The organism is Bradyrhizobium sp. SRL28 (assembly GCF_018596315.1).
GTDB lineage: Bacteria > Pseudomonadota > Alphaproteobacteria > Rhizobiales > Xanthobacteraceae > Bradyrhizobium.
The window spans coordinates 392,122-415,049 of the sequence record NZ_JAHEAG010000002.1; the positions used below are offsets into that span (position 1 = coordinate 392,122).

Annotated in this window: 22 protein-coding genes and 1 pseudogene; 17 read left to right on the forward strand and 6 right to left on the reverse strand. The window is 60.7% G+C overall.

All coding sequences use genetic code 11. The features are described from left to right. Window positions 1-28: 28 nt before the first annotated feature. The 12 genes from KIP88_RS06240 (at window position 29) to KIP88_RS06295 (ending at window position 13,094) form a co-directional block, all read left to right on the forward strand. Entirely contained in the window at window positions 29-901 is an 873-nt protein-coding gene (locus KIP88_RS06240; protein ID WP_214486982.1) for a branched-chain amino acid ABC transporter permease, read from the forward strand. A gap of 11 nt (window positions 902-912) precedes the next feature. Beyond that, on the forward strand, window positions 913-1,917 hold the full coding sequence (locus tag KIP88_RS06245; protein WP_374226427.1) for a branched-chain amino acid ABC transporter permease: 1,005 nt from the start codon (window positions 913-915) through the stop codon (window positions 1,915-1,917). Further along, entirely contained in the window at window positions 1,914-2,702 is a 789-nt protein-coding gene (locus KIP88_RS06250; RefSeq protein ID WP_214486983.1) for an ABC transporter ATP-binding protein, read from the forward strand. The genes KIP88_RS06245 and KIP88_RS06250 overlap by 4 nt, the downstream gene beginning before the upstream one ends. Continuing rightward, a complete protein-coding gene (locus tag KIP88_RS06255; RefSeq protein ID WP_214486984.1) occupies window positions 2,692-3,450 on the forward strand; it encodes an ABC transporter ATP-binding protein in 759 nt (252 codons plus the stop codon). The genes KIP88_RS06250 and KIP88_RS06255 overlap by 11 nt, the downstream gene beginning before the upstream one ends. A 123-nt stretch (window positions 3,451-3,573) precedes the next feature. Continuing rightward, window positions 3,574-5,652, forward strand: coding sequence for a hydantoinase/oxoprolinase family protein (locus KIP88_RS06260; protein ID WP_214486985.1), 2,079 nt, complete (start codon window positions 3,574-3,576; stop codon window positions 5,650-5,652). Window positions 5,653-5,663: 11 nt separating this feature from the next. Next, a complete protein-coding gene (locus tag KIP88_RS06265; RefSeq protein ID WP_214486986.1) occupies window positions 5,664-7,322 on the forward strand; it encodes a hydantoinase B/oxoprolinase family protein in 1,659 nt (552 codons plus the stop codon). A 28-nt stretch (window positions 7,323-7,350) separates the two neighbouring features. Continuing rightward, window positions 7,351-8,151, forward strand: coding sequence for an SDR family oxidoreductase (locus tag KIP88_RS06270; RefSeq protein WP_214486987.1), 801 nt, complete (start codon window positions 7,351-7,353; stop codon window positions 8,149-8,151). Window positions 8,152-8,186: 35 nt separating this feature from the next. After that, window positions 8,187-8,924: an HpcH/HpaI aldolase/citrate lyase family protein gene (locus KIP88_RS06275; RefSeq protein WP_214486988.1), complete on the forward strand. Its 738-nt coding sequence runs from the start codon at window positions 8,187-8,189 to the stop codon at window positions 8,922-8,924. Beyond that, window positions 8,921-10,123 carry an aspartate transaminase gene (locus tag KIP88_RS06280; protein ID WP_214486989.1) on the forward strand — a complete coding sequence of 401 codons (1,203 nt, stop codon included), beginning with the start codon at window positions 8,921-8,923 and terminating at the stop codon, window positions 10,121-10,123. Before KIP88_RS06275 ends, KIP88_RS06280 begins: the two co-directional genes overlap by 4 nt. Before the next feature lie 192 nt (window positions 10,124-10,315). Beyond that, window positions 10,316-10,795 carry a metallophosphoesterase family protein gene (locus KIP88_RS06285; RefSeq protein WP_214486990.1) on the forward strand — a complete coding sequence of 160 codons (480 nt, stop codon included), beginning with the start codon at window positions 10,316-10,318 and terminating at the stop codon, window positions 10,793-10,795. Between the two features lie 257 nt (window positions 10,796-11,052). Further along, a complete protein-coding gene (locus KIP88_RS06290; RefSeq protein ID WP_214486991.1) occupies window positions 11,053-11,295 on the forward strand; it encodes a hypothetical protein in 243 nt (80 codons plus the stop codon). A gap of 935 nt (window positions 11,296-12,230) precedes the next feature. Further along, entirely contained in the window at window positions 12,231-13,094 is an 864-nt protein-coding gene (locus KIP88_RS06295) for a YihY/virulence factor BrkB family protein (protein ID WP_214486992.1), read from the forward strand. 793 nt (window positions 13,095-13,887) lie between these two features. Here the strand turns inward: KIP88_RS06295 and KIP88_RS06300 are convergent. The 3 genes from KIP88_RS06300 to KIP88_RS06310 form a co-directional block, all read right to left on the reverse strand. Next, the gene (locus tag KIP88_RS06300; protein WP_214486993.1) at window positions 13,888-15,072 is read right to left on the reverse strand and encodes a cytochrome P450; all 1,185 of its coding nucleotides are present in this window, start codon (window positions 15,070-15,072) and stop codon (window positions 13,888-13,890) included. 211 nt (window positions 15,073-15,283) lie between these two features. Then, the gene (locus KIP88_RS46345) at window positions 15,284-15,688 is read right to left on the reverse strand and encodes an FAD-dependent oxidoreductase (RefSeq protein ID WP_249790549.1); all 405 of its coding nucleotides are present in this window, start codon (window positions 15,686-15,688) and stop codon (window positions 15,284-15,286) included. Between the two features lie 42 nt (window positions 15,689-15,730). Beyond that, the gene (locus KIP88_RS06310; protein WP_249790550.1) at window positions 15,731-16,147 is read right to left on the reverse strand and encodes a DUF72 domain-containing protein; all 417 of its coding nucleotides are present in this window, start codon (window positions 16,145-16,147) and stop codon (window positions 15,731-15,733) included. Between the two features lie 560 nt (window positions 16,148-16,707). Between KIP88_RS06310 and KIP88_RS06315 the strand changes: the two genes are divergently transcribed. From KIP88_RS06315 to KIP88_RS06325, 3 genes are read left to right on the forward strand one after another with little or no spacing between them, the layout of a single operon-like run. Continuing rightward, complete coding sequence (locus tag KIP88_RS06315; protein ID WP_214486994.1) at window positions 16,708-16,878, forward strand: DUF2934 domain-containing protein; 171 nt, start codon at window positions 16,708-16,710, stop codon at window positions 16,876-16,878. A gap of 45 nt (window positions 16,879-16,923) precedes the next feature. After that, window positions 16,924-17,139: a hypothetical protein gene (locus tag KIP88_RS06320; RefSeq protein WP_214486995.1), complete on the forward strand. Its 216-nt coding sequence runs from the start codon at window positions 16,924-16,926 to the stop codon at window positions 17,137-17,139. 11 nt (window positions 17,140-17,150) lie between these two features. Next, the gene (locus KIP88_RS06325; protein WP_214486996.1) at window positions 17,151-17,588 is read left to right on the forward strand and encodes a pyridoxamine 5'-phosphate oxidase family protein; all 438 of its coding nucleotides are present in this window, start codon (window positions 17,151-17,153) and stop codon (window positions 17,586-17,588) included. A gap of 252 nt (window positions 17,589-17,840) precedes the next feature. Here KIP88_RS06325 and KIP88_RS06330 read toward each other — a convergent pair whose 3' ends face one another. The 3 genes and pseudogenes from KIP88_RS06330 to KIP88_RS06340 form a co-directional block, all read right to left on the reverse strand. Beyond that, complete coding sequence (locus KIP88_RS06330; RefSeq protein WP_214486997.1) at window positions 17,841-18,338, reverse strand: DUF421 domain-containing protein; 498 nt, start codon at window positions 18,336-18,338, stop codon at window positions 17,841-17,843. A gap of 69 nt (window positions 18,339-18,407) precedes the next feature. After that, window positions 18,408-18,880 (reverse strand): annotated as a pseudogene (locus KIP88_RS06335) (NUDIX domain-containing protein). Between the two features lie 287 nt (window positions 18,881-19,167). Next, window positions 19,168-21,231 carry an ATP-dependent helicase gene (locus tag KIP88_RS06340; RefSeq protein ID WP_214486998.1) on the reverse strand — a complete coding sequence of 688 codons (2,064 nt, stop codon included), beginning with the start codon at window positions 21,229-21,231 and terminating at the stop codon, window positions 19,168-19,170. A 408-nt stretch (window positions 21,232-21,639) separates the two neighbouring features. Here KIP88_RS06340 and KIP88_RS06345 point away from each other — a divergent pair, with 408 nt between their 5' ends. After that, the gene (locus KIP88_RS06345) at window positions 21,640-21,846 is read left to right on the forward strand and encodes a YhjD/YihY/BrkB family envelope integrity protein (protein WP_249790551.1); all 207 of its coding nucleotides are present in this window, start codon (window positions 21,640-21,642) and stop codon (window positions 21,844-21,846) included. A 48-nt stretch (window positions 21,847-21,894) separates the two neighbouring features. Beyond that, window positions 21,895-22,926 (forward strand): DUF3618 domain-containing protein, encoded by a 1,032-nt coding sequence (locus KIP88_RS06350; protein WP_214486999.1) that lies wholly within the window; start codon window positions 21,895-21,897, stop codon window positions 22,924-22,926. Window positions 22,927-22,928 lie beyond the last annotated feature (2 nt).

Below are 22,928 nucleotides of genomic sequence, written 5' to 3' on the forward strand. Positions count from 1 at the left end.
ACCGCCGTAACGGCAGGAGATATGGATCATGACAGAGTTGCTGATCGAGCAGATCATCAACGGCATCGTCGCAGGCTCTGTCTACGCTTTGGTCGCCGCCGGCATGACGATGATCTTCGGCGTGCTGCGGGCGATCAACTTCGCTCACGGCGAATACTATATGCTGGGCACCTTCTCAGCCTGGTACGTCATCACAAAATTGAACATTTCCTATCCGGTGGCGATCTTCCTGGCGGTGATCATTACCATGGGCATCGCGGTGGTAATCGGCCGGCTGGTGATGCAGAGACTCGTCACGGCGCCATTCCAGTCCGGGGTGCTCGCCACGCTCGGCCTGTCGCTGATCCTGCAGAATCTGATCATCATCACCTTCGGAGGCACCTACAAGATATTCCCTGGCGGTTGGCTCGAGCCGGTCTTCTTCGGCGAGATCAGCCTCGCTTGGCAGCGCATCATCATCGTCCTGGTGACGATCGGGGTGTTCATCGCCCTCGAGTTTCTGGTTAGGCGCACCCGCATGGGCAAGGCGATGCGGGCGGTCTCCCAGAACACCGCGTGCTGTCTGGTTAACGGTATCGACATTGAGCGGGTGGTGCTGGGTACCTTTGTGCTCGGCGGCGGGTTGGCGGCTTTGTCCGGTGTGCTGACAGGGCCGATCAACGTCACGGTTTATGGCGGCATGGGTGAGGCCATCACTCTCAAGACCTTTGCGGTGATCGTCATGGGCGGCATGGGTAACGTAAGGGGCACGCTGATTGCCGGCTGGATTCTCGGCATCGCCGAAAGCTTTGTAGCGGGCTTTATCGGGCTGCAATATCGCGATGCGGTTGGGTTCGTCATTTTGATTGGAATGCTGATGGTCCGTCCGACCGGATTCTTCAGCGTCCAGTCCAGGTTCTAGGGGGGCGGACGATGACGGCCAACTCGACATCCCTGCAGGCTCCCGGCGCACGCGTCGCCTCCCGGACAACCTCGCGGTTGATGGGTCTGGCGATCCTCATTGCGCTCCTCGGCGCACCCTTCGTGCTCGACAGTTACTATCTGCACGCCGTCATCATCTCGATGATCTTCCTGCTACCCGCGCATGGGTTGAACCTGATCGTCGGCTACATGGGCATGCTCTCGCTGGCTCAGGGAGCGTTCTTCGGCATCGGCTCCTATGTTTCGGCCCTGGCGGCGATGCACTTCGGCACGCCGTTCTACGTCAATTTCATCCTGGCCGGGATGGTGACCGGGCTGATTGCGTTGCCGCTTGGCATTCCGGCGCTGAGGCTTCGGACCTATTCCTTCGTGATGTGCACGCTTGGCCTCGTCGTCATCGGGGAGGCCGTGGCCAAGAACTGGGTGAGCCTGACGCGCGGCGATATGGGCCTGTCTGGCGTGCCGCAGCCGGTTCTGGGTTTCGGCGCGGATCCTCTCACCGTCACAACGATCACTGGATATTATTATCTCTATCTGGCGGTTGCCGTGCTGATGACCGGGCTGTTTTACGCCCTGGTTACCTCGCCGGCCGGCCGCAGCATGATCGCGATCCGCGACAACGAGATCCAGGCCGAGGCGCTCGGCATTCCGACCTGGAACTACAAGCTCGTCGTCTTCACCATTAGCGCGGCCTTTGCCGGCTTCGGTGGCAGTCTCTACGCCCATTATCTCACGACGGTCAGCCCACTGACCTTTCAGATGTTCTACTCGACCACGATCCTCATTATCGTGCTCGGCGGCGGAGCGGGTTCGATCCGAGGCGTCGTGGTTGGTAGCATTGTCTTCGTCGCCGTCTCCGAGGCGCTGCGCATCTCCCCCGAATACCGCATGGTGATGTACGGCCTCGTACTGCTGTTGCTGGTATTCTGGCTGCCCAGTGGCCTGACGCCGCTCATCGACCGCGGGCTCGCGATGCTGTCGGGATCGCGCAAATGACCTCGCTGTTTCCCGCCCTTGGCAAACCGCTTCTCACCGTTCGTGGCCTTCGCAAGAGCTATGGCGCGGTGCAGGCGGTGCGTGGCATCGACCTCGAAGTCCGGGAGCGCGAACTCTGCTGCCTCATGGGCCCCAACGGCTCCGGCAAGTCGACTTTCTTCGACTGCGTCACCGGCCTGCAGCGGGCCGACGCGGGCACGGTCCATCTCGACGGGGTCGACATCACCGGCTGGCCGATGCACCGCATTGCGCATGAAGGCAAGATGCTGCGCAGCTTCCAGAAGACGGTGGTCTTCACGACGATGACGCCGGAAGAGAACTTGATCGCGGCCGGGCAGATGTTCGATTTCCCGAGCCTGCTCTCGACCTTCTCGCCCGGTCCGGCCTCGCGCCGTCGAGTCGCACGGCTTCGGGAGCGCGCCAACCATCTGATCGAGATGGTCGGCCTGTCGCATGTACGTGACCAGGATGCCGGAAAGCTTTCGTTCGGCCAGCAGAAGCTGCTGCAATTTGCCTCCAGTCTGATGCCGGAGCCAAGGCTGATCCTGCTGGACGAGCCGCTCGCAGGCGTCAATCCAATGCTGATCGAGCGCATCGTCGAGAGCATCCGCAATGTGAATCGGGAACTCGGCGTCACCTTCATCGTCATCGAGCACAACATCGACGCGATGATGAGCCTTTGCCAGCGCGTGGTCGTGCTGGATCAGGGCGCGCTGCTCGACCAGGGCGAACCAGAGGCGATCATGCGCAGCCAGAAGGTCGTGGAGGCTTATCTTGGCGGTTGATCCCAATCTTTCGATCGAGGGACTGCGCGCCGGCTATGGTGCGCTCGACATCCTCAACGGCGTCGATCTCACCGTGCACCCCGGCGACTTCATCGCGCTGATGGGGCCGAACGGAGCCGGCAAGTCGACCTTGCTCATGACCATCTTCGGCATGACCACCTTCAAGCAAGGCATGATCCGCTGGCGTGGCAAGAACATCGGCGGCGCCAAGCCGCAGTCGATCCTTTCCCAGGGCATCGGTATCGTGCCACAGGGCCGCTGCAATTTTCCGCTGATGAGCGTCGACGAAAATCTGGAGATGGCCGGCTATATTGTCCGCGACCGCGAGGTGAAGGCGGAACTGGATTATGTCTTCGAACTGTTTCCCATCCTCAAGGCGAGGCGCTATCAGCTCGCCGGCAACCTTTCGGGCGGCGAGCAGCAATTGCTTGAAACCGCCATGGCGGTGCTGCGCAAGCCGGAGATCGTGCTGATCGATGAGCCATCCGTTGGGCTGTCACCGCAAGCGATCACGATCGTGTTCAACGAGCTGAAGCGCCTGCATGCCGATGGCCGCGCCATACTCCTCGTCGAGCAGAACACACGCAAGGCGATGGAGGTCGCCGAACGCGCCGTCGTGCTGCGCCTCGGCAAAGTCATCTGGGACGGACGCACCAGCGAAATTACCCACGCCGAACTTGGACAGCTTTTCATGACGGGGCAGATCGGAAACGAAGTTGAGGCAGCTACGAGGGCCCCGATTGCCTAAAAAGTAACGCGCAGCTCCTTCGAGGAGCCAACACATCCACGATGCAGTGCGACACCGCGCAGCCGCAGGCCGGATGCGCGATTGGAACTTTATTGGCCTGACGAAGCAAGAACGGATACCATTATGGCTAGGTTAGCATTTGACACCGGCGGCACCTTCACCGATTTCGCGCTCATCGACGATGTAGGCATCCTGCATTTGCACAAGGTGCTGAGCACGCCGGCAAACCCGGCGGCTGCCGTTGTTCAGGGGGTCGGCGAACTCCTGGTGCGACCGGGCGTGCAGTCCTCCAAGGACAATCTGCAGATCCTGGGTGCTACCACGGTGGTGACCAATGCGGTGCTGGAGCGCAAGGGTGTGGAGACGGCCTTCCTCACCACGGACGGCTTCCAGGACCTGCTCAGGATTCGCACCGAAGGTCGTTACGACCTCTATGATCTGAAGATCGCATATCCCGCGCCGCTGGTGCCGCGCGATTGCTGCTTTGGCATCGTAGAGCGCATGGCGGCGGATGGGCGCGCCATCACGCCGCTCGACGAGAGCAGCGTTGGCCTCATCGTCGCGGAATTGAGGGCGCGGGGCGTCACCTCGGTCGCCGTCTGCCTGCTGCATTCCTATAAATTCCCGGAACATGAGCGGAAGGTCGGGGCTTTGCTGGCCGCTGCCGGACCGGAGCTTTCGGTCTCGCTGTCCTCCGATGTCTGCCCGGAGATCCGTGAATATGACCGTGCCTCGACGACGGTGGTCAATGCATACACACGGCCGTTGATGACGCAGCATGTCGAACGGCTTGAAACCGATCTGCGCAAGGACGGGATCGTCTCCCGTATGCTTTGGATGACGTCCAGCGGCGGGGTTGTGCCGAGCGCTACCGCATCGCGCACGCCGGTGCGGCTCATCGAGTCGGGACCTGCCGCCGGGGCGGTCGCGGCGGCGGAATATGCACGCCAGGTCGATGAGGCGAGCGTCATGTCCTTTGACATGGGCGGCACCACGGCCAAGCTCTGCCTGGTGCCGAATGGCGAGCCGATGATCGGCGGTGAACTCGAGATCGCCCGTCACGAACGGTTCCACCGCGGCAGCGGGTTCCCGCTCAAGATCCAGTCGATCCAGATGATCGAGATCGGCGCCGGCGGCGGCTCCATCGCGTCCCGTAACCGCCTCGGCTTGCTTCAGGTCGGACCGCACAGCGCGGGCGCTGTTCCCGGCCCGGCCTGCTACGGAAGCGGCGGTACCAAGCCGACTGTCACCGATGCCGATGTGCTGCTCGGCTATATCGGCGCCGACTCTTTTCTCGGTGGCGAATTCAAGCTCGACGCAGGCAAGGCTCGCGCCGCGATTGCCGAACTGGCGGAGTCTCTCGGCGTGACGTCCGAACGATGCGCTTGGGGCATCCACGATCTCGTCAACGGCACCATGGCGGAAGCGGCGACCATGCACGCGGCAGACTATGGCGTCGATCCCAGTACCCTGCCGGTCATTGCGTTCGGCGGAGCAGGCCCGGTTCATGCCTATGGCGTGGCCTGCAAGCTCAATGCGAAGAAGGTCGTCTGCCCGGCTGGCGCGGGCGTAACCTCTGCCGTGGGTTTGCTGATTGCGCCGGTCGCGGTGGACGTCTCCGCAAGCCTGCCGATGCGGCTCGACCGTTGGGACGCCGCCGCGGTGCGCGATGTCTTCGCAAGGCTCGAAAAGGACGGCCGCGATGTCGTGCTGCAGGCAGAGGTGGATGCCGACGGCATTTCCTATGCGCGTACGGCTGATCTGCGCTATGTCGGCCAGGGTCATGAAATCAGCGTGACGCTGCCGCCGCTCGACTTCGGCGCGGATGCCTTCGTCGATGAGCTGTTCGCCCGGTTTGAGGCGAACTATGTCGCGCTGTTCGGCCGCACCGTCGCGAACTCGCCGGTCGAGGCCATCACCTGGCGGTTGCGCGCCAGCGGGCCCAAGGGCGCGCCTGCGAAAACCGCGACCAAGACCGCCAGAGGCTCGGAGCCGGAAGCACTGAAGACTCATCGGCCGGTCTATTTCGACGAGACACAGCGCTTCGTCTCCACCCCGGTCTACGATTACTACGCGCTGCCGCAGGGCGTCGAAATCAAGGGGCCGGCCATCGTCGAGCAGGTGGAATCGACCATCGTCGTCGGCCCGCGCGGAACGGCCCATGTCGATGCCCGCGGCAATCTCATCATGCACATCAAGTGAGGAGCAGGATCATGGCTCGCCAACAGATCGATTTCAACGATCCCATCACCCTGCAGGTTCTTTGGAACCGGCTGATCTTTATCGCCGACCAGGCCGACCGGGCGCTGGGACGCACCGCCTTCTCGCCCGTCGTGCGCGAGAACCACGACTACGTCACCGTGCTGATGGACGCCAAAGGCCGGGCGCTGGCGCAATGCACCTGGGCGATCCCGGTCTTCATCACCTCGCTGCCGATGGCTGCCCAGCATTATTTCCTGCCGGCTTTTCCGCCGGAAACGCTGGAGCCGGGCGACGTGCTTCTGACCAATGATCCGCTGATCGGCACCGGCCATTTGCCCGACATGGTGATGATCACGCCGATCTTCCACAAGGGAAAGCTGATCGGTTATTCAGGCAGCATCGCCCATATGCCCGACATCGGCGGCCGGCCATATTCGCCTGATTCCACCGACATCTTCGAGGAGGGCGTGCGCCTTCCAATCCTGAAGCTCTACAAGGCTGGCAAGCCGACGCAGGAGGTGTTCGACATCATCGGTGCCAGCGTGCGCCTGCCGCGCGAGGTGCTGGGCGACATCGAAAGCATGGTTTCGGCCAATGACGTGATGGCCCGCGAACTGGTGCGCTTTCTGGAAGAATACGGGCTCGACGACGTCGAGGATCTGGGTACCGCCATCCACAGCCGATCGGAAGCCCATATGCGTCAGGCGATCTCGCGCTGGCCCACCGGCGAATACAGCTCCGAGGTCACGCTCGACGGCTATGACAGCGAGGTCACGCTGAAATGCAACGTCAAGGTCGAGCCCGGAGCGATCCATGTCGATTATGCCGGCACCTCCGCGCAGGTGCTCCATGCCATCAATGTGCGGAAGCATTACCGTTATGCCCACACGGTCTACGCTCTGAAATGTCTGCTCGATCCCGAGACGCCGAACAATGAAGGCTGCATGCTGCCGATTACCGACGAGGCGCCGGATGGCTCAATCCTCAACCCGCGCAACACGGCCGCCGGTAATCTGCGCAATCTCATTGGCCATGTCATCCCGAGCCTGATTTTCCGCGCGCTCGAAGGCGTCGTGCCGGACAAGGTTCAGGGCGACAGCGGCGGCGCGCCGATCTGGGGCGTCAACTGCCAGGGCCAGAACGAGCTGGGCGAGCAATACGGCGCAACGCAGAACCTGCATGGCGGGCAGGGCGGACGCTCCACGGCCGACGGCGTCGACACGCTGAGTTTCCCGTCCAATTGCCGCATCACGCCGACGGAAATGTACGAACTCTCCGTCCCCGCGCTGCTCGAATGCAAGGAGCTGATTCCCGACTCCGGCGGGCCCGGGCAGTTCCGGGGCGGGCTCGGACAGCGCCTGGTTTTCCGCAACATTTCATCAGGGCAGATGAACATCTATCTCGCCAGCGAGCATGTAAAGAACCCCTGCTTCGGCGTCGTCGGCGGCAAGGATGGCCGGGCCGGCCATGTACTCAAGAACGGCGAGCCTGTCTTCGCCAAGGGCCACATCCCACTCGAGCCCGGCGCGAAGCTGACCGTGGAGTTGCCCGGCGGCGGCGGCTGGGGCGACCCCGCCAACCGCTCGCGCGAATTGATCACCGAAGATCTCCGCCTCGGTCTGGTGACCAGCGAATGCGCGAAAGCCGATTACGGCTACACGGCCAAATGATGCTGCCGAGCTTGACGAGGAGACGATCATGGCAAGACTGAACGGGCGCGTCGCGATCGTGACCGGCGCCGGAACCGGCATCGGACGCGAGATCGCGCGCCAGTTGGCGGGGGAGGGCGCCTCTGTGGTCCTTGTCGGCCGCAGGCTCGCGCTCCTGCAGGACGCGGCTGATGCGATCACCGCCGCTGGCGGTCGCGCTTTTGCCCGCGCCGCCGATATCACGCAGGCTGAAGCTGTCGAAGCCCTGATCGGCTGGGTGCGTGCGGAGCTCGGTACCGTCGACATCCTCGTCAACAATGCCGGCAGTGCGGTAGGGCCACGCAACCTCGCCTTCATCACGCCGCAGGACTGGCAAGCAACGGTCGATGCCAATCTGACTGCCGTCTATCTGCTGTCGCGCGCGGTGCTGCAGCCAATGATCGACAAGGGCGGCGGCACCATCGTCACCGTCTCATCGGGCGCGGCGCTGCGGCCGAATATGCTGGGCGGTGCGGCCTATGGCGCGGCCAAGGCCGGCGTACGCAACCTGATGGGCTATCTGCACGCAACCTTCCGCAACCAGATGATCCGCGCCACGACGATCACGCCTGGCGAGGTCAACACACCGATTCTCGACGACCGTCCGCGTCCGCCGACACCGGAAGAACGCGCCGCCCTGATGCAACCCGAGGACGTGGCGCAGGCCGTGCTTCTGGCCTGCACGCTGCCGGCCCGCACGGTGATCGAGGAACTGGTGATCGTCCCGACGAGAATGCGTGACCAGTCCGCCGATATCGAACTGGCCCGCTGGTTCGGCGCGCCTGAGGGCGCTGGTCCGACCAAGTCCTGATAACCCGAAGAAGAAACAGCAACCGGAGAGAAACGATGATCGGAGCAAAACTGCGTCAGCGCCTTGCGGCGGGCGAGCATCTTCTGATGATAAATCCCAACCATGTCTCCTCGGGATTGGCGGGGCGCCTCACCGAGTTGAAGGCGGATGCGATCTTCATCGATTGCGAGCACGGCACGGCAAGCTTCGATGAGGCGCGCGAGATGGCGCGGGCGGCGCGCTCCGGCGGTGGCGGGGCGATCCTGCGTCCGGATTCGCATCAACGCTCGCTTCTGACCCGGTATCTCAACGCCGGTGTCGACGGGTTGATGGTGCCACTCGTCAACACGGCTGAACAGGCCCGTGCCGTGGTCGCTACCGTACGGCACGCATGTCCCGCCGATTTCGAGAAGAAGCTACTGATTTGCATGGTCGAGACGGTCGAGGCCGTCGGCAATCTCGACGAGATTCTTGCAGTCGAAGGCATCGACGTCTTCTTCGTTGGACCGGGCGATCTCTCGCAGTCGATGGGCTTTCTGCCCTCCGTGCCGCGCGGTCAGCCGCGTCCGCGTGAGGTGCTCGACCTCGTCGAGTCGACGCTGGCGCGCATCCGCGCTGCCGGCAAGATTGCCGGCACCCTGGTGATCGAGGAGGATATCGAGCATTGGTCGCGTTGCGGGGCCCAGCTCCTTTACTGCCATATCGACCCGTTCCTGCGCGACAAGATCGAGGCGATGCATGAACTCGCCGGTCGCAAGAGCGAACGTCATCCGACCCGGAGCTTGCTGTCATGATGGCGCTCTCCGAACGCGTGCAGCGCATCAAGGTCTCCCCGACGACGGCAGCGGCCCAGCGCGTCCGCGACTTGAAGGCCCAGGGGCGTGCCATCCTCGATTTGACGATAGGCGAACCTGATTTCGACACACCGGCCCACATTAAACAGGCTGCGGTCGACGCGATCGCGCGCGGGGAAACCAAGTACACGCCTGCCAATGGCATCGCTCCGCTGCGCGAGGCAATCGCAGCCAAGATGACGCAGCGCACCGGTGTGTCCTACACCCCGGACAGGATCACGGTCGGTGGCGGCGGCAAGCAGGTAATCTTTCTGGCGTTGATGGCAACGCTTGATCCGGGCAGCGAGGTCATCATCCCCGCACCCTATTGGGTGTCCTATCCCGACATGGTGCTTGCCAATGACGGTACTCCGGTCATCGTCACTTGCCAGCAGCAACAATCCTTCAAGCTCACTCCCGCCCAACTCGAGGCCGCGATTACACCAAGGACCCGCTGGCTGGTGTTGAACACGCCCGGAAACCCGACCGGTATCGCCTACGACGCTGCCGAGCTGAGGGCGCTTGCCGAAGTGCTGCGCCGTCGTCCCCATGTCGGCGTGTTGACCGACGAGATCTATGATGAGGTCTGGTTCAAGCGGGAGGCTGCGCCGAGCCTGGTGCAGGCCGTGCCCGATCTTGCCGACCGGGCCTTCATCGTCAATGGCGTCTCGAAAACCTATGCCATGACGGGTTGGCGCATCGGTTACGGGGCCGGATCGAAGTCCATTATCGACGCCATCAACATGCTGCAGTCTCAGAGCTCTTCCTGTCCCGCAGCGGTGAGTCAATTTGCTGCGCTCGCCGCGATCTCCGGGCCGCAGGATTTCATTGCGGCGAGCGTCGCGGTCTATGCTCGCCGCAGAGATCTCGCGCTCGGGATGCTGAATGCGATCCCGGGCCTCAACTGCTTGAAGCCGGACGGAGGGTTCTATCTTTTCCCGAATTGCTCTTCTTTTGTCGGACGCAAGACGCCGGAGGGGGCAGTCCTGGAAGATGATCGCGCCTTCGTCTTGCACTTGCTGGACGCCGGTGGCGTCGCGGCCGTCCACGGCTCAGCTTATGGCCTACCGGGATATTTTCGTATCTCGATCTCGACTGACGACACGGTCATCGAGCGCGGCTGCGCTTCCATTGCGGCAGTCTGCCGGAATCTTGTTTGATGGATTGAGACGTTGCTGGTTGGATCTAGCTCAAACTTCCTTATGATGGAGTGCGGCGAGAGTTTACGTCTTTCAAGTGGTTAGAGGGCAGCGTGCGTTCCACGTGTTAACCGGGGCAGCCCTGAATCGAGCAAACGCACTTCTCGTTCTTGATACGGCGTAAGTTCAACCATGCCCGTTCGGCGCGCATCGATGGATGCTGCAGTGCTGCGAATTGGAATCGTCTCGGACACCCACGGGCTCCTGCGGCCCGAGGCTGAGGAAGGGCTTGCGGGGGTGGCGCATATCATCCACGCTGGCGATATTGGTCGTGCGGATGTTCTTGTCAGACTCCGTCGGATTGCGCCTGTCACTGCGATCAGAGGGAACATCGATACCGCCGACTGGGCGAAACATTATCCTGACACTCAGGCGGTACAGCTCGGAGAGCGATCGTTCTATGTCTTGCACGACCTTCAGGAACTGCGGATTGATCCAGCAGTTTGCGGAATTGACGTGGTCGTTTCCGGCCACTCGCATCGACCGCGGATCCAAACGATTGATGATGTGCTGTATCTGAATCCTGGAAGTGCAGGGCCACGTCGTTTCAAGCTGCCCGTCACACTGGCTACTTTGGAGATAACCTCAAGCGGCCTTCGACCGGTCATTCATGACCTCAGTCGCACCGAGTGAAGTCTCCGATGAAATGCGCACTCGACCGCTGCATCATAGCCGAACTGCCGCACCCTTGCACCACCGGCAGTTCGTCGGCATTGGGGTCGCCCGGTGAGTCGCGCAGGCCAGTTCGACTAGCGTCACGATCCGCCGACCGGCACCGTCAAGCTGGCAAACCCCGAACAATTCGCTCAAGCGATCGCGTGGACTTACAAGCGCAACGACGGGGCTACCGATCCCCCCAAATTGCAGGTTTCGCCGACCATGTGAAATCGATGGCCGAACGCAGCTATAAACTTTTGGATGCACTGCACCGGATTCCCGGGCACGATGAGCTTGGCGAGCTGAAAGCAGAATACCTGGCGAAGTGTGTTGCGACTGTTCGCCGCCTCTGTGCAGATCTGGGGCGCGCCAAGGTCGGCGATACCTCCATCGGCCGACTCTTGTCCGCCGCCCCCATCGGCAAGGACGGTGTGTGGCCATGCGAGCCAGTCCGAGATGTCATGGAGGATGTCTAATCCGAAGAGATGATCCATGGCGCTCATACCGGCGTGTATAATTCACGCGGTGTTCATTGGCGCGGCGAAGGCGGCGATCAGGAGCGCGATTTGGCAGAGAAGTATCGCAAATGGGGCGAGACGCTCCAGGTTTCGCATCCCTTTGTATCCTCAAAGCTCCTGATGGGGCTGGCTGCGACCTACGATCACGAAGCAAGCCGTGAGGACATGGCTGCTGGGATTAGGCGTCGCATGCGCCAATGACTTAGAGGGTTTCCGTGGATCGACGCAGGTGGAAAAAAGAGAGATAGGCGACGATCCCAACTGGGGTGCTACTTTGCATGGGGTTGTTTTCAATATTTTAGTTGGATCAGACGGGCAAGGCTATCAAAAGCATCATGTTGCATTGAACCGGCGTTGCGGGTAAGCAATTGAGATGGAATGGAAATTCTCCGTCGCCCCGATGATGGATTGGAGCGAGAGTTCAAGTTTTCCAATTGGTTAGAAGGCGCCGTGTGCACGATGTGTGCACCGAGAGATCAAATAAAATCCACAGACAACTAGCGTGAGCAGGCTGAACTGAACGCGTTGCGGTGGCCGCTACTGAGCGTAAAATTCTGAAATCAAACATGCGGCTCCTCCCTGTACCGATCAGTTTAATCTGATTGGTTGGATGAGTGGTGGACTTGGAACCACAAGGGCCGTCAACGCCCGGTCGCTCTTTCGGCACCGTATCTTTACTGGGGATGACAGGCCGCTCGTTTTGGATTTTCACAACCGTTCGTAGGCCTAGAACAGCTGCGCGTTCTTCTGGTGCTTGCTGCGCAACGGGGCGAGCGGTTTAGTAGCGACGCCCGCCACGGGCGTCGTCCAACAGGAACTCGGTCACCCCAAGAGCATTGGCATAGGGTTACAATTTAACGGTCGCGGTTGAAGATCTTAGAAGGTGGCTTGCGGTGTGGAACATTCTGAAAAGCGCCGTCGAGGGATACATCGCGCACGGCGCCTTGAGTCGGGGTGCCGCTATAGCCTTCTACGTCGTGACATCGCTCGCGCCCGTCCTTCTCATCGTCGTCGCCGTTGCCGGCATTGTATTTGGTCAGGATGCCGTGCGCGGTGGCCTGGTGCAGCAGCTGAGTGCCTTGTTCGGCCAACAGGGCGGCGAACTCATCGAGACTATGCTTGCGCGTTCGAGCGATAAGACATCGGGCGCGACGGCGTCGATGCTCGGAGCGATAATGGTTTTGGTCACTGCGTCGGGCGTGTTCAGCGAAATGCAGGCCGGTTTAAACCAAGCCTGGCAGGTCAAAACTCCAGACCAGCCTGTCCTTTTGATGTTGCGGGCCCGTGCAGCCAGTCTCGGGCTGGTTGCCGCGCTCGGCTTTTTGCTCATGGTTTCGTTGGCTGCGAGCGCAGCGCTTTCGGCGCTCGGCACCTATCTAGGGGGCCGAACATCGTTCGCGCCGCTGCTTCTCGCGGCACTCAATACGCTCATATCCTTGGGGCTCTTCACACTCCTCTTCGCTGCGATTTACAAGGTCCTGCCGGACACGCCAATCAGCTGGCGCGAGGTAGGGGTCGGCGCTCTCATCACCGCGGTCTTGTTTACGATCGGTAAATCCCTCATTGGCTGGTATCTCGGAACGACGGCCGCTAGTTCGGGATATGGGGCAGCCGGCGCGCTTATCCTCATTCTGCTCTGGGCGTATTACTGCGCGCAGATCTTCCTATTCGGCGCCGAGCTTACGCGAGCTGTCGCGGGCCGTTCGGCAGAGCCGGCACCTACGGCTGACGCTCGCAAATCAGGTGCGCTCGCATGACGCTCCGGAGGTATGCAAACCGCCGGCGCGGCGGAGGCCACAAGCAGACACTTGCTTTAAGTCTTCATGACCTTAGGGCACGATTCAACCGGGCACCCCGCAATTCAGGCCGCGCAGGTTAGCGTTCCAACCGCAAGCTATGGAACTTCGACTGAGGCTGCGCTTCTTTTAGAAAGATTAAAAAGGGGCCTGCACCTCTATCACCGGCTACTTCCGTCGGCGTCGTGTTCGCTTGATCAAACGGTTTCGGCTCCGACCCGAAAGCCGCTTCGCATTTTTCGCTACATGCTGTCGGTATCGATGAACTATTTCATCCCCGGAAGCACCGGCCACTAGACTTGTAGTAGCTTCGAAAGCCGCTTTGATCTTTTCGGTGACCATTAGATTAGCTTCGCGCCGGGCGTTTCTACCGCCGCGCATCAGCTTCATCATCCGAAGCGCAATTACTCTGTTTGCTTCGACCGCGAGTAACATGAAAGGATTGAACATCCGCTGCCTCTACCTGTAACAACGTAAAAGGTTAGAAATCGTTGCGGGTGCAGGCGAAGTGCTTTTGAGCCGCATTCTGGCTTGGCAACGCGGATAAGCGGGCACTTGAGCGCAAGATTGGCAGCGTTTGAGGTATCTGGTGGCGAGTCATATCTAGTCCGCCAGAGTGCGGCTTATTTTGGATTACTACACCATCCTATTGGAGCTCTGCGCGGGGAAAATTTATCAAGAGGCAATTTATATGCTCGTCGGGCAGGCAGCCGTGCTGCCGGATCGAGGGCGGCACGGTCACGTCGTGCCGACCCTATTGCAGTTGAACCGGCAGATTGAGCGGGCCGCGGAAACCGAATCCGTGCCAGCGCACGCTCGCAGGATCAGGCAAGGTCATGTTGGGAAAGCGTTCGAACAGCATCGGCATCAGGATGTCGCCGACAGTTCGCCGCGACAGGTGCGCGCCCGCGCAATGATGTGGGCCGTTGCCAAAGGCCTGGTGAGGATTGGGATCGCGAAGCGCGTTGTAGGTCTCGCCATCTTCTAAGATGTCCTCGTCTCGGTTGGCGGAGGCCTGGATAGTCATCACGGTGTCGCCCTTCGGGATGAAGCAGCCGCGAATCTCCGTGTCCTCCATAACAAGCCGTGAACTCGCCTGGATCGGCGCCACCCACCGCACTCCTTCCTCGAAGGCGGCGCGCCATTTGCCGCCTGCGCGAACGCCGTCGAGCTGATCGGGATTGGTGAGCAAACCGTAGAGGATTGTCAGCAGGGCGTCGCGCGGTTCGTTGATGCCGCCGCCGATGGCGATTTTTACATTGGCGATCATCTGGCTTTCAGGAATAGGAGTCTTCGCGTTCAGCATGAAGGAAAGCGCTGAGGAGTCCGGCTCGGCCCGCACGCGTTCGGCGTTGGCGCGGATACATTTGTCCATTTCCGCATTGGCGATGTCGGTCGCTTGGAAAGGTCCCGGTGTCCAGCCGAAATTGCCGGCACCGTCGATCAGCGTCTGCGACCATCGTTGCATATCCTCATCGCTCGCATCCGGGATGCCCATCGCATGCGCCAGCATCCGCGCGGCAAGCGGTCCCGCGAGAGCGGGAAAGAGATCGACAACCTCACCGCGCGGCAGCCGGTCGAGATACACCGCCGCCAGTTTCGCATACAGCGGCGCCCAGACGGATTCGATCGTCTTCGGCATCAAGGCCGGCATCATCGCCATGCGTTCGGTCCGATGCTCGTCGTGGTCCTTGCGCATCAGCGTATGCGCGAGGAAGGCGCGTTTCATGGGCGTGTTCGGATCGTTGGAACTGAACAACGCCGCGTTGTCCTTCACGTATTTAGTGTCGGCGGCCTTGGTGAGGAACGTGCGGCCCACAGACTTGACGCGCAACACGGGCGCTTCGCGCCTCAGGCGCTTGTAGATCGGATAGGGATCGCGGGTGAGGTCCGCGATCGTGATCGTCTGGTCCAGGGAGGCCAAGGCGGCATTCGACATGGCGGGTGGTCCTGTTGGTCACGCGTCAGTATGAACCAAGGCGGGACAAGCGCAATGGGTTGGCGCGAAACAGCGGAACCGCAGCGTCCGCCGCACCGGCTGCCCCACAGCCGGGACGCCTTGCCTCCTCGCCGGAACCGAATGCGAGAAGAATTCAGAACAGGCTTGATCATACCTCCGACCTCGCGGACCGCGTCCATCTCCTGGTCGATCATATCCGCAGACATGTCCCGGCCCTGGAAGAGATAGCCGTCAAGCCGCCTGAAGTCGCACTCGATCTTTTCTTTCTTCTGAATTTCCTCGATGCAGTCGACTGCAGCAGCCTGACTTTCGCAGAAAAAGCCTTGTCGTCTCTTTGCCCTTGATCTTGATCATTTCGCCGATGAGATAGTCGTGCACAGCAAAGCAAGATGAGCTGACGTGTGCGACTCATGCCTCCGCAGATGCGGCCGCGGTCGATGACGATTACGGATTTGCCGCGCGTGCAGGGCTCGTAGGCAGTAGAGATGCCGGCAATGCCCGAGCCGATGACGGCGACATCGCATTCATGGACGCCATCCAGCACCTCCGCCTCTGGTGCAGCGTCGGTATCCGTCCAGATTGATTTGCTGGTCATCGGACGACCTCCTTAAGCTTCTGAGAACGTTTGTGAGATCGGCTAAGTTCCAACGGCCGGCTTCACGCCCGGCAAAGAGCGGGGCAGCATCCGGCGTAGGGTCGTCGCGTTTTTGGGAGCATGCGCGTCATTGTCGTTATTGAAATAAACCCAGACGCGCGTTGCCCCACTGGCCTTGATCCTGTCTGCCCAGATTGCCAGCTCTTCCTTTGAATAGTCGTGCCGGTACCAGCGCTTAGGGCCGTGCAGGCGAACGTAGATTTCATCGGCTGTTCTGATGAGTGCATCGGGCAGGCGGGGTCCGCTGCAGGAGCAGAAGATGATGCCGGCCTTGCGGAAAGCGCTGTAAACTTCTTCGTTCCACCAGCTCGCGTGCCTGAATTCCACAACGTTGCGGCGCGCGGAATCGAGCTGGCCGACGATGTCGTTGAGCCGTGTCGTTCTGCGGCACGCCTTCATAAAAAGAATCGCGCCATTTCCAGTAACGCCAGCCCGAGCATCCCACGAAAACTGCCCGCCTAAGTGCGGGGAGGGACTTTGCGCCATCCGTTTCAGTTTTCAGCCGGGCGGCATGCATTTTGGCGGCACGCTTGACGTTGTCGCCGCACTGCTTCTCCCGGCACAGCGCGCGTCTCGCTCGCCATTCTTCGCGGGTGAGGAGAGGTTTCTTATCTTTTTCTTGCGCGCGCGGCATGATCCCGTCTGAGACTTTTGAGCGCATGGCTTCCAGAAGCTCCTGCCTCTTTCTCGGCCCTCGGCAGCCAGCGCCATACACCCAGGATGTTGATGAGAAGCCCTCAACATCGAAAATATTGCCCGAAAACATTTGCGCTCTCTCCGGACGCCCCTTTAGGGTGTCCGGTAAGATCGCGCGAGCAAGGGACATGTTCCTCCGGCACGATACACTGGTCCGAGCCGAGGATGGCTCAGCGCCGTGCTAATCCCGACGAAAGTGCCGCTTAGGAACCGGTTAGCAAATGGCGCATTTATAAGCCGATAGCTTCTAAAGGAATTTGAGTATGAGTCATCCGACAGAGCACGAAGTTCGCGTGCGTGCTTTCGAGTTGTGGCACGACGCGGGCGAACCTGATGGCCAAATGGATACGTTCTGGTATCTCGCGGAAAAAGAGCTTCTTGAGCGAAAAGCAGATGAAAGCCCGCCTGAAGCACCCGGCATTGTGCCCGGCTAGGTGGGACGAATAGCATCGTCACTCATATCTCGGCACAAAGGACAGATGGCTCGTAAACCGCCCTGGAAGAAAGCCAATCCCCGCAAGGCCAAGGGGAAAAAATCTAAGAAACTGTCGCCCGCCAAAAAAGCTGCCGCGAAACGTTCGGCTAAAAAGGCAGACCGGAAATATCCGAGCCTTGTCGACAACATGCGTGCGGCATCTGGCAGAAGAAAGAAAACGAAAAAGTCCCGGAAGAAGTCGGCAAAACGCAAGCGTTAGGAAGCATGGAAATGACTGCAGAAAAACTGGCGCTCACGGCGGTTTCTGAAAAGATGAGCGGCATCGACGTCGCCATCCTATCAACGCATGGACAGGGCGAAGAGATCGTAAGCCGCCCAATGAGCAATAACGGAGACGTCGAATATGACGGCACCTCGTATTTCTTCTCCTACGACGGTGCGCAATGCGTTTCAGACATCGAGCGCAATTCGAAAGTGGCGCTCGGCTACTCTACGGAAGGCGGTCTATTTACCGGAGCCGTCTATATTGCGGTCGAGGGCAGCGCGGAACTTATCCGCGACAAGGCGGCCTTTGCGCAGCACTGGACGCCCGATCTCGACAAGTGGTTCGACAAGGGCATCGACACGCCCGGCCTGGTTCTTCTTAAGGTCCGCGCGACTCGCATCAAGGTGTGGGAGCGAAACGAAGAACAGGAATTGATCCTCTAACGGAAGGCCAGCATAGATATCGCAGCATATGAAATCAGCGACCACGGAAAAGAATGGCGTATCCATCGTGATGGAAAGTCGGAAAACGTTTACGCAACAAGGGGGTTGCGTTTGAGGCGGCAGTCGCGGCGGCTTCTCTGGCCATGAGAGCGGGCCATGAGATTAAGATTTCCGAGTCGGCTGCAGATGCTGCAAACGTATCTTATCAGGGTCTTAAAGGCATGAGCCGGGTATCGACGCTGCCGAAAAGCGTCACAAATTTCTCCGTTTCAGGACACTCAGCCGTCCATCGCCCTCAAGTGTTGCCAACTTGATATCTCCGAAGTTCACGACCGACTGCTCGCGCAACTGCGACTTCAGTTCATCTTCGGTAATCATTTCCTTGCGCAGATTTTGCGGGATTATCTTGCCGTCACGAATGAGCGTCAGGCTCGGAGGGGTCAGATAGGGCCGCGTCGCCGGGAAGCGCCAAGCGACCCAATCCAGAGAATACTCCCACGCAACGATCGTAAGAACGAGCGCGAGTCCTTCCGTGACCGAGCTATAATCCTTTCCAAGGCCGTTCTGCGCGGCGTCCGCGATCAGCACGATGACGAGAAGGTCGGCCGGCCCGAAATGTCCCGCTTGACGCCGCGCCATAAAGCGCAGAATCATGAACAGCCCGAGATACATGAGGCTTCCACGGACAAAGATCTCTGCAAGACCGATTGCCGGCACGAAGATGGAATTCCAGTTGATGGACAGGTCCATGGCATACTCCTTAAATTTGTTTCGTCTCAGGGCGGCCTAAACATCAAACGATCAACTCCCGAAACCGGTTCAGCTGTAGGCGAGCATTGCCTCCAGGCGGTCCATAAAAACAGCTTGCCCCTTCAAAATCTTCGTGCGCGCCTCGGCAATTCCAAACCATCCGGCACGGTCGAGTTCGGGAAATGGCTGCTTCCGTCCGGACTTCAACGGCCACTCCATCTCGAACACGTTGCTCTTGAGTAAAGCCGCGTCGCAGTCGTCTTCCACCGCTCAGACATGGACGATCTTGCCTCCTGGCTGCTTCGACGCACCGAGCGGAAGGAACTTTCCGAGCGGTCTGTATCCGGTCTCTTCCGCGAACTCGCGCTTTGCGGCAGCGAGGGGCGACTGGCCTTCGCCAATCAGGCCTTTGGCTATCGACCACGATCCCAGGTCTTTGTTGCGCCAGAACGGGCCTCCTGGATGACCGAGCAGAACCTGCCAGCTGTACGGCGGTAGAGCAAAAGTCCCGCGCTTCGTTTACTTGCTGCAGCTATTCTCATTTTCGCACGCTATGCCGCATGGCGCGCGGTTTGCCGCCTGCGCTGCAGATAACGCAGGAGTTTCGCGATCGGCCATTTCATTGAGGACGTGGGCCGGAGGCACGCCGCCTTGCGGGCCATTTCGACGTCTATCGAATTTGCACGGGGTTGCTGCGGGCCAGCTCGTTCAGACGCCGAGGCGCAGCGATTGCTGCTTGCCGTCGTCGTTCATTCACGTCACCAATCACCGCCAATTTTGGTGGTGATCGAATAGGGATTGCACACGGTTGTCTCTCAGTGTCTCCCGTCTATCGCCACATTCCGCGCATGCGGGCCCCAATATCCACCTTGGGTCCCTGGCCGTGGGTGCGTGCCGCGGTACCGGCAGGTAAAACTGGCCAAGCCGTGCGCTCAAATAGTCCGAGCAGTTTTTCGGGAATGAAGCGCGTCCTGGAGGCATAGAGATGGCGGTCGCCCTGCGCGTGCTGGCCGTGCACAAAGAAGCGCTGCGGCACGATCAGATGAAGGTCGTCCTTTGCCCGGGTCATGGCGACATAGAGCAGGCGACGTTCCTCCTCGATCTCGGCCGAGGTGCCGGCACCGAGGTCAGAAGGCATGCAGCCGTCAACGACATTGAGTAGATAGACCGATTTCCACTCTTGGCCCTTTGCGGAGTGGATTGTCGACAGGATCAGGTAATCCTCGTCGAGTAGAGGCACGCCAGCCTGGTCGCTGGTCGCGTCGGGTGGATCCAACGTGAGCTCGGTGAGGAAGCGTTCGCGCGAAGAATACCCGCAGGCGATTTGCTCCAGCTGGATCAAGTCAGCCAGCCGGGTCTCGGCATCCTCATGAATGCGGTTGAGATGCGGTTCGTACCATAGGCGGGCACGCTCCAGGTCGACGGGCCATTCCGAATATTGGAGGTTGCCCAAGGTCTCGACAAAGCCGTTCCAGTCGTCGCCGGAGCGCGGCGGCGTCGGTATGCTCGCGAGCACCGCGATGGGGTCGGCGGCCTCCGCCATACGGTCGAGCACGCGCTGCGCGGTTGCGGATCCGATGCCGGGCAGCAAATGCAGCAGCCGGAAGCCCGCGACGCGATCGCGCGGATTTTCGACAAACCGCAGCAACGCCAGCATGTCCTTGATATGAGAAGCGTCGAGAAATTTCAGCCCACCGAATTTTACGAACGGGATGTTTCGGCGGGTAAGTTCGATTTCGAGCGGACCGCTGTGGCTTGAAGTGCGGAACAGAACGGCCTGCTCTTTCAGGAGCGTGCCGGATTCGCGATGCTCTAAGATGCGCTCGACAATAAAACGTGCCTGATCGGCCTCGTCGCGGACGGTGACGAGTTGCGGCTTCGCTGTCGAGGTGCGCTCGGTCCAGAGGTTCTTGGTAAAGCGTTCCTTGGCAAGCCCGATAACGCCATTCGCCGCGGCCAGAACCGTTTGCGTCGAGCGATAGTTACGGTCGAGCGTAATGATATGCGCGGGCGGCGAGAACTGATCGGGAAAGTCGAGGATGTTCCGCACGGTCGCGGCACGGAACGAATAGATCGATTGAGCGTCGTCGCCGACGACCGTCAGGCCTCGGCCTCCGGGCTTAAGCGCCAACAGGATCGACGACTGTAGGCGATTTGTGTCCTGATACTCGTCGACGAGGACGTGATCGAAGCGGCCACCGATGTCGTCCGCGAGGGTGGGATCCGCGACCATCTGCGCCCAATAGAGCAGGAGGTCGTCGTAATCGAGCACGTTTTGCTTCTGCTTGGCTTCCACATAGGCCGCGAACAGATCCTTGAGTTCCGCCGCCCACCCGGAGCACCACGGATACGATGTGCCGATTACCTGCTCGATCTGCATCTCGGCGTTGACGCAGCGTGAATAGATGGAAAGGCAGGTGCCTTTCGTCGGGAAGCGGCTTTCTGTCTTCGAGAAGCCTGCCTCATGCCGGACCAAGTTCATTAGGTCGGCGGAGTCTTCGCGGTCGTGTATCGTGAAGGCGGAGTCCAAGCCGATCTGTTCGGCGTACTCGCGCAGCAGCCGGGCGCCGATGCCGTGGTAAGTTCCAGCCCAGGTCAGCGCGTCCGTCATGACGCCGGCGTTGTCGCCCATCACCTTGCGCGCGATCCGCTCGACCCGCCTGGTCATCTCTGAGGCAGCACGCCGCGAAAACGTCATCAGCAGGATTCGGCGCGGGTCGGCGCCCTGGACGATCAGATGGGCAACCCGATGGGCGAGGGTATTGGTCTTTCCAGATCCCGCTCCAGCGATCACCAGTAGCGGCGACGCTGCACATCCGCCCGCAGACCCGTGCTCGACCGCTTGCCGCTGTTCGGGATTGAGGGTCTGGAGGTAGGCGGATGCCGTCTGCATCTTGGGTGTCCATTCATTGTCGAAGCAAACGACGGTCGATGATTCCTGCTGGGGCCGCAACCTGGACTTCCGCCTGGGTTATGGCGCGGCTGCCAAGCAAGCTGAGCAAGGCCGCTGCTGGGCGCCGCCCGGTCTTGGCGCATTTCCGGCTGGAGATGGCTGGCGAGATCGCCCGCAGGTGATCGGCGGGTTCACGGTGGCCTGCGGCAGCTCTCAAGCTGGTGGCCCCGCACCGCGCAGAACCACCACCGGTGGCTCGATAGATGGAAGCACACAGGCCGCAGCGGGACGGCATAAAAAACCAACCCTTTAATGAAATCCGGAACAACCGGCATAAAGAGCAGATCGAGCGCGCCATCAAGGCCGGGCCAGGCCCCGGTACGAACGGCAATAGCGGACCGCGGCCCGTTGGCGCTGAGTTCCAGACAAGTCGTTTGGTACCTCGGTCAGGCAGCTCCGAGCTCGACCTATGGCGCCGCGGGTGCGCTGATCGTCCTGATGTTCTGGGTCTACTACTCCGCGCAGACCCTCCTGTTCGGCGCCGAACTGACGAAGGCGCTCGATGACGCGCGCAATCCCGCAGCGCGCGAGGGAGCATTAGGAACCATTCAATAGTGCCTGAGTTCGTTCTCAAAACAACACGAACGCACAGGCGGTTAGGACATGACACGATCCGTGGAGGAGCTACGACGGGACTCCGAGCAAAGCCGCGCGCAGCTTGCGGCAACCGTCGACCGATTGAGAGAACAGATCGCCGATACCGCAGAGGACATCCGCTACAAGGTCTCTCCGGAGAACATCAAGGCTGAGGTAAGCGGCTTCATCAGTCACAAAACCCACGGCTGGCTGGATGCGCTGAAGCAACAAGCCATGGATAATCCGATGCAGGCAATCGCCGCCGGCGCCGCGATCGCCGTGCCCGCGCTGCGTCTGGCCCGCGGCTTCCCACTGCCGCTCTTGATGATCGGCGCCGGCCTTGCCCTGAGTTCAAAGACCATTCGCGATCGCGCGGCGGAAGCGGCAGCACCGGGAATTGAGAAGGCGAGGGAGGTCATCGACGACAACGTGGAACGCGCGCAATCCTTTGGCGATGGCATGCATAAAGCGATGTCCCATGCCGAGCGTCAAGCCGCTGGTATGGCCAATGAAGCGCAGGAAACTGCGGGCGGAATGGCAGATGCCGCAAGCGGAGTGGCGAGCGATCTACGGGATCGCGCAGCGCAGACCGCTGATGCCGTCAGTAACAGGGTCCGGGCCGGCGTGGATGCGGCTTCGGAGATGGCCAAAGAGCAGATGGAGCGTGTTCGCTCGACTGCGACGAACGCGGCGTCGGCAGCTCCCGCGACTGCAAGCAAGTTGATCCGGGACAACGCTGTATTGATCGGTGGCCTCGGTGTGGCGATCGGTGCGATCCTTGCTGCTTCCCTTCCGAGCACCAGGGCTGAAGCAAGCGTCATCGGCAGTACCAGCGACCGGGTCAAACGGGCCGCCGGCACCGCGGCTCAATCCGGATTTGAGGCGGCCAAGGACACGGTGCTGTCGGCGGCGGACGCCGCGGCCAAACGCGTTTCCGAGGCCGACCTCGGCGGGCACGCCAGCCGCATTACCGAGGACGTGACCGAACGACTCAAAGAGGTGGCCGAGGACGTCGTGACGACGGCCTTCGATCCTTCCCGAAACCCGACAGCTAAATAGAG